Here is a 14,523-nt window from a genome sequence, read left to right on the forward strand (position 1 = left end):
TGGAGGGAGAGTTCGGTCAGGTGTGGTCGATCTCGCCGATGACCTGGGCGCCGAGCTCGCGTTGCAGCAGGGCCATGCCGGAGACGGCGTCGACGTCGGCGTCCGCGTCGTTCAGCGGGTCGACCTCGTCGGCGTCGGCGGCCTTGTCACGGCCCGGGATCGCGCTCGGCCACGCCGCCGTGCCACCGGCGCGTGACGCCGGGGTGCGCGGACCCGCCTGAGCGGCCGCCTTGGCGGCCGACCGCGCGGCGGCCAGCCCCGCTCCGACCGGCGCGGCGGCGGGCTGCCGGGCGGTCACGGTCTGGGTGGGGTCGGGGCTCGGCGGGGAACCGGGGCTGAGGTCGTCGGGCGCGTCAGGCCACGACTCGTCGGTGGTCGGGCGCGCGGACTCGGTGGCCGGGCGCGCCGACGCGGCGGCCGGAGGTTGGCCCGGGTCCTGGGAGCCCTGGTCGTCCTGGGAGCCGCCGTGCGAGCCGGACCGCCCCTGCGAGGTCGCCTGGACGCCCGTCCCGCCCTGCGGGCTGGTCGTCGCCTGGCTCGCGGCCGGGGCAGCCTGAGGGACGGGGGCGCCGTGGCCACCCGACGGCGGCTGCTGGCGTGCGGGGCCGCGGGTGGCCTGGGGCGCCGGAGAGCCGCCGACCACCGCCTCGACCCGCCAGGTGCCGCCGAGCACGTCGCCGAGCGCGGTCGCCACGACGGCGTCCTTGCCGCCGCCCGTGAAGTTCTTCATCGCGCCGACCTGGCTGAACCCGAGCGTGACCAGGTTGCCTTCGACGCCCACGACCTGGGCGTTCGTACTGACGTTGGCCCAGACCACGATGCTGCGCTGCTTGAGCGCGGCCAGCACGGCGGGCCACTGCTGCTGCATGCCGCCCGCCCCGCCCGCGACCGGGCCCGCCGCCGCGGGCGCCTGAGCGGCGGGTGCGGGCGCGTCGGAGGCCGGAGCCGCCGCCGCCGAACCGGGACGTACGGGCTCGGGCCAGTCGTCGGCCCCGCCGCCCACCGGCCCCTGACCACCGGCGGAACCGTTGCTCCCCGCGGGCGTCGCAGGCTCCGGAACCGCCGCGTCGCCGCCGACCGGCGCCGCCGTACCGACGGAGACAGCCGGGGGCGCGACGGGAACGTGCACGTCGTGGCCGCCGCCCGGGGCGGCCGGACGCGGGATCGTCACCGCGCCCGCCCTGGAGGCCATCTGGGCGACCGTGCCGCCGCGCTCCAGACGTTCGAGCCGGGCGAGCAGGGACGCCTCGCCCTGCGAGGCGCCCGGCAGCAGCACGCGCGCGCACATCAGTTCGAGCAGCAGCCGCGGCGAGGTGGCGCCGCGCATCTCGGTGAGTCCCGCGTTGAAGATCTCGGCCGCGCGGGTGAGCTCGGCCGGCCCCATCGAGGACGCCTGCCCCACCAGCCGCTCCAGCTCGTCGGCGGGACGGTCGAGCAGCCCGCTGGACGCCGCCTCGGGCACGTTGGCCAGGATCACCAGGTCGCGGAAGCGCTCCAGCAGGTCGGAGGCGAAGCGGCGCGGGTCGTGGCCGCCCTCGATCACCCGGTTGACCGCCTGGAACACCTGGCCGCCGTCGCGCGCGGCGAATGCGTTGACGACCTCGTCGAGCAGGTCGCCGTCGGTGTAGCCGAGCAGGGAGACGGCCTTGGCGTAGGTGATGCCGTCGTCCTCGGCCCCGGCGAGGAGCTGGTCGAGGATGGAGAGCGAGTCACGGGCCGAGCCGGCGCCCGCGCGGACGACCAGTGGCAGGGCGGGCGGCTCGAAGGGCACGCTCTCGGAGGTGAGGATCTCCTCCATCAGCGCCTTGAGCGTCGCCGGCGGCATCAGCCTGAACGGGTAGTGGTGCGTACGCGACTTGATGGTGCCGATGACCTTTTCCGGCTCGGTCGTCGCGAAGATGAACTTCAGGTGCGGCGGAGGCTCCTCGACGAGCTTGAGCAGCGCGTTGAAACCCTCGCGGGTCACCATGTGCGCCTCGTCGATGATGTAGATCTTGTAGCGCGCCGACACGGGCGCGAAGAAGGCACGTTCGCGCAGGTCACGCGCATCGTCGACACCGCCGTGGGAGGCCGCGTCGATCTCGATGACGTCGAGGTGGCCGGGACCGGTGGGGGCGAGCGCCACACACGACTCGCAGGTGCCGCAGGGGTCGGGCGTCGGGCCCTGCTCGCAGTTGAGAGAGCGGGCGAGAATGCGCGCGCTGGAGGTCTTGCCACATCCGCGGGGGCCGCTGAACAGGTACGCGTGGTTGATGCGGCCCGTACGCAACGCCTGTCGCAGCGGATCTGTGACGTGTTCCTGACCCTTGACCTCGGCGAAGGTCCCGGGTCGGTACTTGCGGTAAAGCGCAAGGCTCATGCGACCATCCCGCCTGCGAGGGGGCTCTCAACGAAGAGACCCCCCGCACACCCGCCAGAGCCCGCTTATCCTTGCTGCCTTCCGGCCCTGGGGAGGTTCACAGGATGACGCCGCGCGAGGGGTCCCTGGACAGTCTAACCGGCCTCAGCAGTGCTCGCTCCACGGTTCGGGTTGAGCATGTCCTGGAAAAATCGCGGTCACCGCAGTGCCGGAAGTCCGGTAAGCTCGTCGGCGGAGGATTCGCCTAGTGGCCGAGGGCGCACGCTTGGAAAGCGTGTATAGGGCAACCTATCAGGGGTTCAAATCCCCTATCCTCCGCCAGTTCAGAAGGGTCATGCCAGGTCAACGGCATGGCCCTTCTGCGTTTCCAGCCTCAGCCGTCCCCTGACAAGGGGCCGGGAGATGGGCCGTGAAGAGGAATCAGGGGATCGCCGAACAACGGGTGTTCCGATGCAATCGACCCAAAGGCCAGCATGCGCGCCCCCGGCGAGGACACCGCCGCGCAGGTGATCGCGGCGTCGCGGCGTGACCCGGATCGCTTCGGCGCCGTCTTCGATCGCTATTTCGCATCCATCCACCGCTACGTTCACCTGCGCCTGGGCGAATCGGCCGCGGCCGACCTCGCCGCGGAGACCTTTCTGCGCGCCTTCCGACCGTGACCATCGTCCCCGACCTCACCGACACCGCCGGACGACACGGGGTGGGCGCCTCGCTCAAGTGGGAGAGTCCGGGCGGCTGGGAGCGTGGGGAGCTCATCTTCGAGCCGGTCATGTACCGGTTCCTCGGATACCGCGGCTGGATCGGCCGGCAGGAGGGCGGACGGGTCAAGGAGATCCCGAGCGGCAGCATGGCGGTGATGACGGTGAAGGTCGTCGACTCCATGCCGGAGGTCCCGAAGGACGCCGGACAGCCGATGTCCTGCTGACGCGGTCACGGCCCATCGGTCCTTGCGCTGACCGGTCTGGTGGCCCTGGCGGTCGGGGCCGCGCCGGCGATCGGCCACACCACCGGGCCGGGCGGCGTCCAGCTGAGCCTGCTGCTGTTCGGCGGCCCGATCCTGTACCTGGTCGCGCAGGCGTGGTGGTACTACGTCACCACGGGCCGGGCGTGGGCGGCCCGGCTCCTCGCCTGCGGCGCCTGCGCCGTCGCCGGGCTCGCGGCGCTCCGGCTGCCGCCACTGCTTTCCGTGCTGATCCTGGACGTCATCCTCGTGGCGCTGGTCGTCGCACTCACCCGGGTGCACCGCCAGGTGGCCGAGACGCTGAACCCCGACGACGGTGACTGACGGCCGTCGCGGGTGGCGAGAACCGGAATCGTCAGGATATCTTGACGATTATGACTTTGAGCACTGCCGAGCTTCCCGGGCACGAGGGTTTCGTCGCGCCCGTCCTGCCCGACGGGGAGCTGGCCTCGTCGTCCAGCGCCTTCACCAGGACGTTCGTCGGGTATCAGGCCGCCTGTTCGTGCGGATGGACCGATCGGCGGCGGTATCCGGCGACGCCGGAGGGGGCCAAGGAGGCGGAGTACCGGTGGTGGAGCAGGCACACGCCGCCGCTGCTCGCCGCCGCCCCGCCCAGCTGGCTGGTGATCAAGTCGAACCTGCTGTGCGAGCAGGTCGTCAAGCTCGCGGCCGATCGGCCGCTGGCCGCGCTCACCCTGCTGTCCCAGGTGGAGAGCTGGCAGCGGACGCTGCTCGACCAGGCCGTCGCCGGGGCGCGGGACAACGGCGCCTCCTGGGCGGAGATCGGGGAGGCCATGGGGATCTCCAAGCAGGCCGCCCACGAGCGCTTCAGGGCCCAGGTGAGCCAGTAGGGCCCGGTCAGGCCGGCACGAGCGCCTTGGAGCGGTCGGCGACCATCCGTACGGCGAAGACGCCGAGCACGGTTCCCATCGCGTACCGCTGCACCTTCAGCCACACCGGATGCCGGGCGAGGAAGGCGGCGAGGCCGCCGGCCGAGATCGCGATCAGCGCGTTGACCAGCGTGCCGATCGCGATCTGCACCGAGCCGAGCGCGAGGCTCTGCAGCAGCACGTTCCCCAAGGCGGGTTCGATGAACTGCGGCAGCAGCGACAGGTACAGGATCGCGATCTTGGGGTTGAGCAGGCAGGTGAACAGCCCCATGGCGAACAGTTTCCGCGGCCTCTCGACCGCCAGCTCGCGCGGCTGGAAGACCGAGGCGCCGCCCGGCCTGACCGCGTTCCAGGCCATCCAGAGCAGGTACGCGGCCCCGGCCAGCTTGAGCGCCGTGTAGGCCACCGGCACGTACGCGAACACGGCCGTCAGCCCGAGGCACGTCGCCGTCAGGTAGGCCATGAACCCGAGCGCGACCCCGATGAGCGAGATCAGCCCGGCACGACGCCCCTGGCTGATCGAGCGGGAGACCAGATAGATCATGTTCGGTCCGGGCGTCAGAACCATGCCCAGGGACACCAGCGCGATCCCCACCAAGCCACCCGTCATGGCGGCAGATTAGCTGACAAATGGCAGAAAATCACAGTCCCGCACATTGCCTTGCGTAATCGACCGACTACGGGGGATGACACAGGGCATGCAGTTCGACGACGACGCGCCCCTCGACCCCTCACAGGTCGAGGACGTCCGGGCCTCCGGCTCCCAGCCCGGCCGGGGCGGCGGCGGCTGGGGCGGGATGCCGGGCGGCGGCTGCATGTTGCCCATCGGCGGCCGTGGCGGCGGCTGCCTGCTGCTGGTCCTGGCGGTGGCCGGGCTGTTCCTGTTCAAGCTCGCCCCCACGCCGTTCAGCGGCGACGAGGGCGGCGAGCAGGGCGGCGGACGCTACCCGAACGCCCCCGGGCAGCTCTCCCCCAGCGGCAACCTGGCCGAACGCTGCCGTACGGGCGCCGACGCCGACCAGTCGGAGGACTGCCGGATCGTCGGCACGGTGAACAGCATCCAGTCCTACTGGCGGCAGGAGTTCAAGGAACGCGACCAGCAGTACACGCCGGCCAAGACCGTGCTGTTCTCACGGGCCGTGAACACCGGCTGCGGCCCCGCCGACTCGGCCGTGGGCCCGTTCTACTGCCCGCGCGACCGCAAGGTCTACCTGGACCTGGCCTTCTTCGACACGCTCCAGCGCGACTTCGGCGCCGAGGGCGGCCCCTTCGCCCAGGCGTACGTGGTCGCCCACGAGTACGGCCACCACGTCCAGAACCTGCTCGGCACCATGGACAAGGTCGGCAACAACAGCCGGCCGGGCGCCGGCAGCGCGTCCGTGCGCCTGGAGCTGCAGGCCGACTGCTACGCCGGCGTCTGGGCGCACAACGCGGTCAAGACGGGCTTCTACCGCGAGCCGTTCTCGCAGGCCGACATCAACCAGGCCCTCGACGCCGCCGCGGCGGTCGGCGACGACAGCATCCAGCGTCGCTCGCAGGGCCGCGTCACGCCCGACGCGTTCACCCACGGCACCTCCCAGCAACGCGAGAAGTGGTTCAGCGTCGGGTACGACAGCGGCCTCCCGGACAGATGTGACACCTTCTCGGATGGCATCTAGACGCCCTCCTGGGGAAGCTCTCTGGCGGGCAGCACCCAGAAGGGACGTCAGATATGGATTTCAAGGACGACGTCAACCTCGACTCGTCGCAGGTCGAGGACGTCGGCGGTCGCGGTGGCGGCGGGTTCTCGGGCGGCGGCTTCCCCGGCGGCATGGTCCTCGGGGGCGGCGGCATCGTCGGCCTGATCGCCTTAGTGCTGGTGTTCGTGCTCAACAACCTGGGCGGCGGAGGCGGCGACGCCGAGCCGGCGCAGAAGCAACCCCCGGCCAAACTCGCCGAGGAGTGCAAGACGGGCAAGGACGCCGACCAGTCGGAGAAGTGCCGCGTCGTCGGCGTGGTCAACAGCATCCAGGACTACTGGAAGAAGGAGATCCCCGACTACCGGACGTCGAAGACGATCCTGTACTCCGGCAGCCTCCGCACCGGCTGCGGCGCGGCCAGCTCCGCCGTCGGGCCGTTCTACTGCCCGAGCGACCAGCGCGTCTACCTCGACCTGAGCTTCTTCGACCAGCTCCACAGCCAGTTCGGCGCCAAGGGCGGCCCCTTCGCCCAGGCGTACGTGATCGCCCACGAATACGGCCACCACGTCCAGGACCTGCGTGGGGCCCTCCAGTCGGACACCGGCAGCTCGGTCCCCGTCGAGCTCCAGGCCGACTGCTACGCGGGCGTGTGGGCGCACAACGCGGTCCGCACCGGCTTCTACGAAAAGGCCTTCACCCAGACGGAAATCGCCGAGGCCCTGGACGCCGCGGCCGCCGTGGGCGACGACAGAATCCAGCAACGCACGAGCGGCAGAATCGATCCCGAATCGTTTACGCACGGCTCGTCCGAGCAACGCGTCAACGCCTTCCAGCGCGGCTACCAAAACGGCCGGCCGGGCGACTGTGAACAGTCTGAGCTGGGCCGATAGCCCTGGACAACGCAGCAGGTCGAATTCTCTCCTAAAATGAGGTGGGTGATCTTCAAGCTCGTCGGCGACGGACGCCCTTATCCCGAACACGGTCTGACGAACCGAGAGTGGGCGCAGATCCCTCCCAGGCAGGTCCGGCTCGACTCGTTGATCACCACGAAGGCCATGCTGGACCTGCACTCGCTGCTCGCCGCGGACTCCACTTTCTACGGCGACCTGTTCCCGCACGTCGTGCAGTGGCAGGGCGAGCTTTACCTGGAGGACGGCCTCCACCGGGCCCTGCGCGCGGCCCTGCACCAACGGTCGATCCTGCACGCCAGGGTCCTGGATCTGCCCAACTGAAACGCGCCGGAAAAGGGAGCCGCCATTCGCGGCTCCCTTTTTCATGTGTCAACCTGATCGACGTGCCGTGTGTCACGTCCGCGTCTTTCAACATCATTCGGAGAATGCCGTGTCGTATCCACCGCCACACGGGTCGTGGCCGCCGCCCGGATACGGCCCGCCGTCCTACTACTCGCAACCCCCGGCGCACGAGTACGTCGAGGAGCCCGGGCCGCTCGACAATCGCAACCTGATCGTGCTGCTGGCCATCGGGCTGCCGCTGCTGCTCCTGAGCGCCTGCGGCGCGCTGTTCTTCGTCCTGACCGACGACGGCCGTCCGGAGACCCGCGGCGGCGGGACGGTCCAGACGCAGGTCGTCGAGGACAGCCCGCCGGACGTCCAGCTCAACCTGAATCCGCCGGCCGACGGGCCCACCCAGCAGCCCTGAGGGCAAAAGAAAAGGGCCTCCGAGGTCGTCGGAGGCCCGCTGGCGGTGGTGGTGGGATTTGAACCCACGGATGAGTTGCCCCATCACACGCTTTCGAGGCGTGCGCCCTCGGCCACTAGGCGACACCACCGCGGACGAGCTTACCGGATTCTCCGAGTAGCGAAGAACGTCTTGAGGACGGCAGAGCATTCTTCGGCCAGGACGCCCATGACGACCTCGGGCCGATGGTTGAGCCTGCGGTCGCGTACGACGTCCCAGAGCGAGCCCACGGCGCCGGCCTTCGCGTCGACGGCGCCGTACACGATCCGGTCGACCCGGGCGAGCACGGACGCGCCCGCGCACATCGTGCACGGCTCCAGCGTGACCACCAGCGTGCAGCCGCTCAGCCGCCACTCCCCGCGCAGCGCGGCGGCCCGCCTGAGCGCCAGCACCTCGGCGTGCGCGGTGGGATCCGCGGCGGACTCGCGGTCGTTGCCGGCCGCGGCCAGCACCTCGCCCAGCGGGCCGAGCACGACGGCGCCGACGGGGATCTCGCCCCTGCCGCCGGCCGCGACGGCCTCGGCCAGGGCCAGGCGCATCGCTTCCTCGTGGGTCAACGCAACCGGTCGAGCTCGTCGGCGAACGACAGCCGTTCGGCGATCACCGAGAGGACGTCGGCGGGCAGCAGACCCTCCTCCATGCTCAGCTCCAGCAGCTCCTCCGAGCTCACGCCGAGGTCGCCGAGCAGCTCGAAGTCGCCGGCGGGACGCACGCCGAGCCCGTTGCCCTCCTTGTCGGGGGCCACGCCGGCGAACTCGGCGAACAGCTCGCCCATGCTGTTGGAGGTGATCGCGTGCACGTCCGACAGGAACACCCGGGGCTCGTCCTCGCCGCGGTAGCGGGCGATGGCGAACCATTCGTCCTCGACCTCGACGCAGAGCAGGGCCAGCTCGTCGCCCGTCAGGCCCAGGGCCTCGATGACGGCGTCACCGAAGTCGTCGACGATCTCCGCGTGGCGCAGATCGACCTCTGCGCCGGTCCAGCCGTCGGAAGTCCTGACAAAAGCCGCAGAGAAGGTGTTGGACGCCATGCCCGCACTCCAGGGGGGTTCAGCCGAAGACCGATTCGATGGCACGCTCGAACGGCTCGGAGAAGCCGAGTCGCGCGGCGATGCTGGACAGCACATCTTCGGGGAGGAGATCGATGTCGCCGGAGAGGATGCCCAGCTCCATCTCGTCCAATCCGAGATCGGCGAAGATCGACAGATCTCCCGCCGGCAGCACGGTCTCCTCGTCCTGGAGAATCTCGTCGAGCTCCTCCTCGTCGGGGACCGGCACGTCGAGGTAGTGCAGCACCTGGCGGGCGAGCGGGAAGTCCCAGGAGGCGGCGATGTCGGACAGGAAGACGTCGACACGCTCGCCGAGCACGCGCAGCGCCACGAAGAACTCGTCGCCGACGGCGATCAGGCCGATGGTGCCGCTCTCGCTCGGCTGCTGCCTGAGGGCCTGGATCAGGCCCTGGAGATCGGACGTGAGCGTGACGGGCAGCAGCTCAGCGTGCCACCGCTCGTCCTCGCGGTAAATCACTATGGCGAAGTCGAGCGCATCTTCGTCTGTCATCGCCATCCCCACCCGAGCCTCTGACACGACAGGTTCGCACCAGACCCCAATCGTTCCAGAACAGGCCACGCGGCGTGTGCTTCTCCGACCAAATTGTGATCAAAACCAAAGGCCCGGGATGCCACCACTCCGTCCACCGGATACCGTTGGGCGCTATGGAAACCCTCGTCGTCGACCATCCGCTCGTGGCCCACAAGCTCACCACGCTGCGCGATGTCCGCACCGACTCCCCGACCTTCCGCAGGCTCGCGGACGAGTTGGTGACGCTGCTGGCGTACGAGGCGACGCGCGACGTCCGGGTCACCGACGTCACCGTCCAGACCCCGGTCTCCCCCGCCCACGGCGTGCGCCTGGCCAAGCCCCAGCCGCTGGTCGTGCCCATCCTGCGCGCCGGGCTCGGCATGCTCGACGGCATGACCCGGCTGCTGCCCACCGCCGAGGTCGGCTTCCTCGGCATGATCCGCAACGAGTCCACCCTCCAGGCCGAGACGTACGCCACCCGCCTGCCCGACGACCTGTCCGGGCGTCAGTGCTTCGTCGTCGACCCGATGCTGGCCACCGGCGGCACGCTCGCCGCGGCCGTGCAGTTCCTGTTCGACCGCGGCGCGGTCGACGTCACGGCCATCTGCCTGCTGGCCGCCCCCGAGGGCCTGGCGTACATGGACAAGGTGTTCGCCGGCTCCGGCAAGCCCATCCGCGTGGTCACCGCCGCCCTCGACGAGCGGCTCAACGAGAACGGCTACATCGTCCCCGGCCTCGGCGACGCCGGCGACCGCCTCTACGGCGTGGTCTGACCCTTCCATCGGCTCCCCTTCTCCTTACGCTGGGTCGTCACTTCGTTACATACTGTGGTTGGGTGGGTACGAAGAGACAGGAAGGGAACTTCCGCATGCGCGTGGGGGAAGCACGATGAGCGACATGCCCGGTGCCGAGGAGTCCTCGTGAACGAGCGACCGACCGGCAACAGCAGTGCCCCGTCTCATGCGACCAGCACAGGAGGGCGCATGAGCGAGCACACCGAGGCCGACCCGACCCCGTACGCGGAGGTCGAGGCCGCGCTGCGCGACGAGTTCGCCGGCGTGCATTCCTCCACCACCGTAACCCGCTGTGTGGAAGCAGCGCACTACGGCGCGCTGGAGGTCACCGGCTATGCGCATCCGAGCCTTGTGGAGCGCATCGCCCGGAAGCACCTTCACGTCCTGGCGCTGGTCGCCAGCGAACGTGGCTAAGCAAGATCAAAACTAACCCGCCAAGTTACCTTTACCCCGGCTACCGGGTGGGTAATGTATACGGCGGGTGGAGTGGGTTAGTGGCACGGAGGCGACAGTGCAGGTCAAAAAAGTCCTCACATACAGTGGGATCGCATTTGTGGCGTACTACCTGTTCGCACGACCAGCTGATGCCGCAGACGCGGTGAAGGGGGCGTTCGACACGGTGTTCAACGCGGCCGACTCTCTGGCCCAATTTGTGAACAACCTCGCATGAGACTGGTGACCCACGGGGACTCTGCTCCGTCGTCGGTCAACCGCTACCTCCTCCCCAACGAACAACAGGTCATCATGGTGCGGCGTCATCCCGCCGTGCTGCTGCGCCCGGTCGCCGAGGTCTTCGGCGGCCTGGTCATCGCCGGGCTCCTCAGCAAGTTCTTCGGTGGAGGGGAGTCCGGCGGCACGGCGCTCGTCGTGGTGTGGTGGCTGTGGCTGCTGCTGCTCGTGCGTTTCGTGTGGAAAGTCGCGGAGTGGTCGGTCGATTACTTTGTGGTGACGTCCAAGCGGATGTTGCTCACCACCGGGTTGATCACGCGCAAGGTCGCGATGATGCCGCTCGGCAAGGTCACCGACATGAGCTTCCAGCGATCTCTCCTGGGCCGCATGCTCGGTTACGGCGAGTTCATCCTCGAGTCCGCTGGTCAGGACCAGGCTCTGTCAACGGTCGAGTACATTCCGTATCCGGAGACCCTCTACCTGGAGGTCTGCCAGATGCTTTTCCCCAGCAAGGACGACAGCGACGATTAATCTCGACGCGGCAAATTCTTCACGCGGGGATACCAGATTCGGCTACTTCATGCAATCATTGCGTGTTGTTGACCCTTCCCCGCCTTGAGAGATGAGATGCCGAGTCAGGGAACCATCGGTGACCGCGTCCGTGGACTGCGGCTGAACAGGCGGATGTCCCAGGCCCAGTTGGCCGGACCCGACCTGTCTGACAGTTATGTCTCGCTCATCGAGTCGGGCAAGCGTACGCCGACTCCTGTCGTGGCCCGCCTCCTCGCCGAGCGGCTGGGATGCACCACCGAGTTCCTCCTGCACGGCATCGAGCCGCGGCAGCGCATCGACACCGAGCTGGGTCTTCGCCATGCCGAGCTGGAGCTTCAGCACGGCGACCCCGCGGTGGCGGCCGACCGCTTCACGGAGATCGTGAAGGCGGCCGACGAGGAGAACGCCATGCTCACCGCGCACGCCCGCTTCGGCCGGGCCCGTGCGCTGGAGGTCCAGGGGCGTCTCGGGCAGGCCGTCGAGGCGTTCGAACGGCTGCGCAGGGAAGCCGCCGCGCATCCCGAGCGGCTGGCCGACCTGCCGCTCACGATCGCGCTGAGCCGCTGCTACCAGCGGGCCGGCGACCGGCTGAGGGCCCGCGACCTGGCCGCGGCCGCGCTGGAGCAGGCCGAGCGGCTGTCCATCTCGCAGGGCGAGATCGCGGTCGACCTGGCCACCGCTCTGGTCGAGGCGCGCAGCGAGCGTCAGGGCGACTCCCCCGAGCTTGAGTACGTCAAGCGGGTGCTGGACAACAGCGGCGTTCCTGAAGTTATGGACCGTTCCGAGGAGATCCACGCCCTGTGGCAGGCGAGCTCCGCCGCCGCCGCCGGTGAGGACTCCGCGCTGGCCGTGCGCCTGGCCGACGACGCCATCATGGCCGGTCGTCAGTCCCGGCTCGCGCTGCAGCTCGCGCGGGCGGCCATGCACTGGTCCAGGCTGGTCACCGCGCCGCTCGACGAGGCCGAGCGGCTGGCCGCCGCCGCGTCGCGGGCGTTCGCGTCCTCCCCCGGCAGCGTCCGCGAGCACGGCGAGAGCCTGGTCGCGCACGCTCGGGTGCGGCTGCGGGCGGGCGACCAGGCGGGTGCCGCCGAGCTGGCCACCACGGCGCTGGGGCTGGCCCACGACGGTTCGGGCACCACGCCGGCCGAGGCGAACCTCGTGCTCGCCACCGTCGCGCTCGACCTCGACGGCAGTGCCACGGCTCAGCTCCGCACCGCGCACGAGCTGCTCGACTCGCTCGACCGTCCGGTGTTCGGGTCCGACAGGCAGGCCGCCCGCTGCTGGCGCGAGCTGGGTGACCTTTACGGGAGGGTCGGCGTAAGAGCACAGCAGAGCGCCGCATATCGTAAAGCCCTTGAAGCTGCCGGAGTTCGCTCCGCGTTGGCAGGGGTGACGGTCGAGGCCACGGTCGCGCACTGAACCTCCGGGAGCTCCAGATTTGGACTTTTGAGTCTGGAATAATTAGGGTCGACCAGTCATTGACTCATAGGATGATTGGTTTCCCCGGAGGAGGCGGACTGTGAGTCTGCGTACGGCGCAGCGGGCTTCGCTCGTCGACCAGGTGATCGATCAGCTCAAGGAGCAGATCACCTCAGGGTCGTGGCAGATGAACGGCAAGATCCCCACCGAGACCGTGCTCGCGGAGCAGCTCGGAGTGGGACGCAACACCGTTCGCGAGGCCGTGCGCGCGTTGACGCACGCCGGGCTGCTCGAGTGCCGTCAGGGGGACGGCACTTACGTCCGGGCGACCAGCGAGCTGTCCGGGGCGATGCTGCGCCGGCTGCGCCAGGCCGAGCAGCTGGAGATCCTTGAGGTGCGACGCGCGCTGGAGGTCGAGTCCGCCCGGCTGGCCGCGACCCGCCGCACCGACGAGGACATCCGCCGCATCGAGGCCGCGCTGGCCGAACGCGACCGCGCCTGGGAGCTGGACGACCCCGACTTCTTCGTCGAGGCCGACCTCGCCTTCCACATGGCGGTCGCGCACGCCACCCACAATCTCGTGCTCATCGACCTCTACGAGGACTTCTCGGCGGCTCTGCGGGCCAGCATCACGGCCGCGGGCACGTCGTTCAACAAGAGCTACATCCCGCACGACGCCATCGCCCGCGCCATCGCCGCCGGCGACGCCACCGCGGCCGAGCGGGCCGGGCACGCGTGCATGGAGCACATCCTCATCGCCCTCACCGACTCCTGACCGGCCCTCATGCGGCGGGGCGCAGCTCGGCCGCATGGTCCTTGGCGAACTCGGTGAAGCTGCGGCCCGGGCGGCCGGTCACGTCGGTGAAGGCCGTCGTCGTGAGGTCGCCCCAGTTCGCGGTGTACGCCGTGAGGTATTCCCTGGTGACGGCCGCGTCCCATTCGCGCAGGCCGGCGTCGAGCATCGAGCGGTAGGCGTCGTCGGGGGCGACGGGCTGGTAGGCGATCGGCGTGCCGTAGACCTCGGTCAGGGCGGTGGCCGCCTCCCCCATCGAGATGCTGGCCGGGCCCGTGAGCGTGTAGGTGCGGCCCTTGTGCGGCGCCGGGTCGCGCAGCACCGCGGCGGCGAAGTCGCCGATGTCGCGGACGTCGATCAGCCCGATCCGGCCCTCGCCCGTGCCGCCGTAGAGGGTGTCGCCGGCGACCGAGCCGAGCAGGTTCTGCATGAAGAAGGCCGGGCGGATGACGGTCCAGTCGAGGCCCGAGGCGGCCAGCTCGACGTCGGAGAGCGCGTGCAGGCGGCCGTTGCGCGTGGGGGCGTCGTGCGCGGCTCCGATGGCCGACAGGCGCACGACGTGACGCACCCCCGCCTTCCGGGCCGCCCAGAGGGCGTTCATGCTCGCATGGGGCGCCTGGGGGCCCATGGCGGTCAGCAGCCACAGGGTGTCGACGCCCTCGAAGGCGGCATCGAGCGTGTCAGGCAGGTCGAGGTCGCCGACGGCCACTTCGACGCCCTCGGGGGCCTTGGCCGCGTCGCGCACCAGGACGCGCACGTCGCTCAGGTCGCCCAGCGACTTCAGCACGGCCCCGGAGACGGTGCCGGTGGCACCGGTGATCAGGATGGTCATCGCAATGTCCCCTCTTCTGCAGAGATCAACTCGTCGATCAGGTCGAAGAACTTCTGGATGCCGGGCAGGTTCGCGCCCTTGGCGCGGGAGGCGGCGAAGTCGTCGCCCGAGCGCCAGTCGACGATGTCCAGCCACTCGTCGCCGGACAGGCGGACCAGCCGGGCGCCGAGGAATCCGGCGCGGTCGGCCGCGAAGTCGGCGAGCATGCCCGGACGGGCCGCCAGCAACTGGCCGGCGCGTTCCGGGGACACTCTGAATCTGGTGAGTTCCACCGTCGTGGTCACGGCATGACGATAT

The 14,523-nt window shown here is 69.8% G+C and carries 20 protein-coding genes, 2 tRNA genes and 1 other RNA gene; 14 read left to right on the forward strand and 9 right to left on the reverse strand.

The features are described from left to right. Positions 1–16: 16 nt before the first annotated feature. Positions 17–2,359, reverse strand: a complete 2,343-nt coding sequence (locus tag AB0J46_RS18480; protein WP_364332958.1) for a DNA polymerase III subunit gamma and tau — start codon at positions 2,357–2,359, stop codon at positions 17–19. Between the two features lie 31 nt (positions 2,360–2,390). Beyond that, positions 2,391–2,486: signal recognition particle sRNA small type (gene ffs, locus AB0J46_RS18485), an RNA gene on the reverse strand. A gap of 106 nt (positions 2,487–2,592) precedes the next feature. Between ffs and AB0J46_RS18490 the strand changes: the two genes are divergently transcribed. The 5 genes from AB0J46_RS18490 (at position 2,593) to AB0J46_RS18510 (ending at position 4,171) form a co-directional block, all read left to right on the forward strand. After that, positions 2,593–2,680 (forward strand) — tRNA-Ser (locus AB0J46_RS18490). Between the two features lie 152 nt (positions 2,681–2,832). Further along, positions 2,833–3,018, forward strand: coding sequence for a hypothetical protein (locus AB0J46_RS18495; protein WP_364332961.1), 186 nt, complete (start codon positions 2,833–2,835; stop codon positions 3,016–3,018). Next, entirely contained in the window at positions 3,015–3,284 is a 270-nt protein-coding gene (locus AB0J46_RS18500; protein WP_364332964.1) for a hypothetical protein, read from the forward strand. The genes AB0J46_RS18495 and AB0J46_RS18500 overlap by 4 nt, the downstream gene beginning before the upstream one ends. Positions 3,285–3,323: 39 nt before the next feature. Continuing rightward, complete coding sequence (locus AB0J46_RS18505; protein ID WP_364332967.1) at positions 3,324–3,644, forward strand: hypothetical protein; 321 nt, start codon at positions 3,324–3,326, stop codon at positions 3,642–3,644. Positions 3,645–3,694: 50 nt separating this feature from the next. Next, entirely contained in the window at positions 3,695–4,171 is a 477-nt protein-coding gene (locus AB0J46_RS18510; protein ID WP_364332970.1) for a hypothetical protein, read from the forward strand. A 7-nt stretch (positions 4,172–4,178) separates the two neighbouring features. Here the strand turns inward: AB0J46_RS18510 and AB0J46_RS18515 are convergent, their stop codons facing one another. Continuing rightward, on the reverse strand, positions 4,179–4,820 hold the full coding sequence (locus tag AB0J46_RS18515; RefSeq protein WP_364332973.1) for a LysE family translocator: 642 nt from the start codon (positions 4,818–4,820) through the stop codon (positions 4,179–4,181). A 76-nt stretch (positions 4,821–4,896) separates the two neighbouring features. Here AB0J46_RS18515 and AB0J46_RS18520 point away from each other — a divergent pair, with 76 nt between their 5' ends. The 4 genes from AB0J46_RS18520 to AB0J46_RS18535 all read left to right on the forward strand — a co-directional run bounded on the left by AB0J46_RS18520 (position 4,897) and on the right by AB0J46_RS18535 (position 7,548). Beyond that, on the forward strand, positions 4,897–5,868 hold the full coding sequence (locus tag AB0J46_RS18520) for a neutral zinc metallopeptidase (RefSeq protein WP_364332976.1): 972 nt from the start codon (positions 4,897–4,899) through the stop codon (positions 5,866–5,868). A 53-nt stretch (positions 5,869–5,921) separates the two neighbouring features. After that, positions 5,922–6,779, forward strand: coding sequence for a neutral zinc metallopeptidase (locus tag AB0J46_RS18525; RefSeq protein ID WP_364332979.1), 858 nt, complete (start codon positions 5,922–5,924; stop codon positions 6,777–6,779). A 45-nt stretch (positions 6,780–6,824) separates the two neighbouring features. After that, positions 6,825–7,121 carry a type II toxin-antitoxin system VapB family antitoxin gene (locus tag AB0J46_RS18530; RefSeq protein WP_352318431.1) on the forward strand — a complete coding sequence of 99 codons (297 nt, stop codon included), beginning with the start codon at positions 6,825–6,827 and terminating at the stop codon, positions 7,119–7,121. A 109-nt stretch (positions 7,122–7,230) separates the two neighbouring features. Continuing rightward, positions 7,231–7,548: a hypothetical protein gene (locus tag AB0J46_RS18535; RefSeq protein WP_364332982.1), complete on the forward strand. Its 318-nt coding sequence runs from the start codon at positions 7,231–7,233 to the stop codon at positions 7,546–7,548. A gap of 40 nt (positions 7,549–7,588) precedes the next feature. Here AB0J46_RS18535 and AB0J46_RS18540 read toward each other — a convergent pair. The 4 genes from AB0J46_RS18540 to AB0J46_RS18555 all read right to left on the reverse strand — a co-directional run bounded on the left by AB0J46_RS18540 (position 7,589) and on the right by AB0J46_RS18555 (position 9,146). Then, positions 7,589–7,678, reverse strand: a tRNA-Ser gene (locus tag AB0J46_RS18540). 10 nt (positions 7,679–7,688) lie between these two features. Beyond that, positions 7,689–8,144, reverse strand: coding sequence for a tRNA adenosine(34) deaminase TadA (tadA, locus tag AB0J46_RS18545; RefSeq protein WP_352362209.1), 456 nt, complete (start codon positions 8,142–8,144; stop codon positions 7,689–7,691). Then, complete coding sequence (locus tag AB0J46_RS18550) at positions 8,141–8,617, reverse strand: tRNA adenosine deaminase-associated protein (RefSeq protein ID WP_364332985.1); 477 nt, start codon at positions 8,615–8,617, stop codon at positions 8,141–8,143. Before AB0J46_RS18550 ends, tadA begins: the two co-directional genes overlap by 4 nt. 19 nt (positions 8,618–8,636) lie before the next feature. Further along, on the reverse strand, positions 8,637–9,146 hold the full coding sequence (locus tag AB0J46_RS18555) for a tRNA adenosine deaminase-associated protein (RefSeq protein WP_352362213.1): 510 nt from the start codon (positions 9,144–9,146) through the stop codon (positions 8,637–8,639). A 155-nt stretch (positions 9,147–9,301) separates the two neighbouring features. On the opposite strand from AB0J46_RS18555, the gene upp reads away from it, so the two are divergent. The 5 genes from upp to AB0J46_RS18580 all read left to right on the forward strand — a co-directional run bounded on the left by upp (position 9,302) and on the right by AB0J46_RS18580 (position 13,376). Beyond that, positions 9,302–9,940, forward strand: coding sequence for a uracil phosphoribosyltransferase (gene upp / locus AB0J46_RS18560; protein WP_352362215.1), 639 nt, complete (start codon positions 9,302–9,304; stop codon positions 9,938–9,940). A gap of 210 nt (positions 9,941–10,150) precedes the next feature. Then, entirely contained in the window at positions 10,151–10,375 is a 225-nt protein-coding gene (locus AB0J46_RS18565) for a hypothetical protein (protein WP_352318442.1), read from the forward strand. Positions 10,376–10,627: 252 nt separating this feature from the next. Then, positions 10,628–11,161 (forward strand): PH domain-containing protein, encoded by a 534-nt coding sequence (locus AB0J46_RS18570; protein ID WP_352318446.1) that lies wholly within the window; start codon positions 10,628–10,630, stop codon positions 11,159–11,161. A gap of 96 nt (positions 11,162–11,257) precedes the next feature. Next, complete coding sequence (locus AB0J46_RS18575) at positions 11,258–12,601, forward strand: helix-turn-helix transcriptional regulator (protein WP_364332990.1); 1,344 nt, start codon at positions 11,258–11,260, stop codon at positions 12,599–12,601. Between the two features lie 100 nt (positions 12,602–12,701). Continuing rightward, entirely contained in the window at positions 12,702–13,376 is a 675-nt protein-coding gene (locus tag AB0J46_RS18580) for a FadR/GntR family transcriptional regulator (RefSeq protein WP_352318450.1), read from the forward strand. 7 nt (positions 13,377–13,383) lie between these two features. On the opposite strand, the gene AB0J46_RS18585 is transcribed toward AB0J46_RS18580, so the two are convergent. Next, a complete protein-coding gene (locus AB0J46_RS18585) occupies positions 13,384–14,226 on the reverse strand; it encodes an SDR family oxidoreductase (RefSeq protein ID WP_364332993.1) in 843 nt (280 codons plus the stop codon). Continuing rightward, positions 14,223–14,510 carry an antibiotic biosynthesis monooxygenase gene (locus AB0J46_RS18590; RefSeq protein WP_364332996.1) on the reverse strand — a complete coding sequence of 96 codons (288 nt, stop codon included), beginning with the start codon at positions 14,508–14,510 and terminating at the stop codon, positions 14,223–14,225. The genes AB0J46_RS18585 and AB0J46_RS18590 overlap by 4 nt, the downstream gene beginning before the upstream one ends. Positions 14,511–14,523: the final 13 nt, after the last annotated feature.

Source organism: Nonomuraea sp. NPDC049758 (assembly GCF_040674635.1).
GTDB lineage: Bacteria > Actinomycetota > Actinomycetes > Streptosporangiales > Streptosporangiaceae > Nonomuraea.

Excerpts from the sequence above, each read along its gene's own strand:
- AB0J46_RS18515 (WP_364332973.1), bottom strand. The coding sequence starts at position 4,820 with ATGACGGGTGGCTTGGTGGGGATCGCGCTGGTGTCCCTGGGCATGGTT.
- AB0J46_RS18575 (WP_364332990.1), top strand. The coding sequence starts at position 11,258 with ATGCCGAGTCAGGGAACCATCGGTGACCGCGTCCGTGGACTGCGGCTG.
- AB0J46_RS18565 (WP_352318442.1), top strand. The coding sequence starts at position 10,151 with ATGAGCGAGCACACCGAGGCCGACCCGACCCCGTACGCGGAGGTCGAG.
- AB0J46_RS18585 (WP_364332993.1), bottom strand. The coding sequence starts at position 14,226 with ATGACCATCCTGATCACCGGTGCCACCGGCACCGTCTCCGGGGCCGTG.
- upp (WP_352362215.1), top strand. The coding sequence starts at position 9,302 with ATGGAAACCCTCGTCGTCGACCATCCGCTCGTGGCCCACAAGCTCACC.
- AB0J46_RS18495 (WP_364332961.1), top strand. The coding sequence starts at position 2,833 with ATGCGCGCCCCCGGCGAGGACACCGCCGCGCAGGTGATCGCGGCGTCG.
- AB0J46_RS18525 (WP_364332979.1), top strand. The coding sequence starts at position 5,922 with ATGGATTTCAAGGACGACGTCAACCTCGACTCGTCGCAGGTCGAGGAC.
- AB0J46_RS18555 (WP_352362213.1), bottom strand. The coding sequence starts at position 9,146 with ATGACAGACGAAGATGCGCTCGACTTCGCCATAGTGATTTACCGCGAG.
- AB0J46_RS18520 (WP_364332976.1), top strand. The coding sequence starts at position 4,897 with ATGACACAGGGCATGCAGTTCGACGACGACGCGCCCCTCGACCCCTCA.
- AB0J46_RS18550 (WP_364332985.1), bottom strand. The coding sequence starts at position 8,617 with ATGGCGTCCAACACCTTCTCTGCGGCTTTTGTCAGGACTTCCGACGGC.
- AB0J46_RS18480 (WP_364332958.1), bottom strand. The coding sequence starts at position 2,359 with ATGAGCCTTGCGCTTTACCGCAAGTACCGACCCGGGACCTTCGCCGAG.
- AB0J46_RS18510 (WP_364332970.1), top strand. The coding sequence starts at position 3,695 with ATGACTTTGAGCACTGCCGAGCTTCCCGGGCACGAGGGTTTCGTCGCG.
- AB0J46_RS18570 (WP_352318446.1), top strand. The coding sequence starts at position 10,628 with ATGAGACTGGTGACCCACGGGGACTCTGCTCCGTCGTCGGTCAACCGC.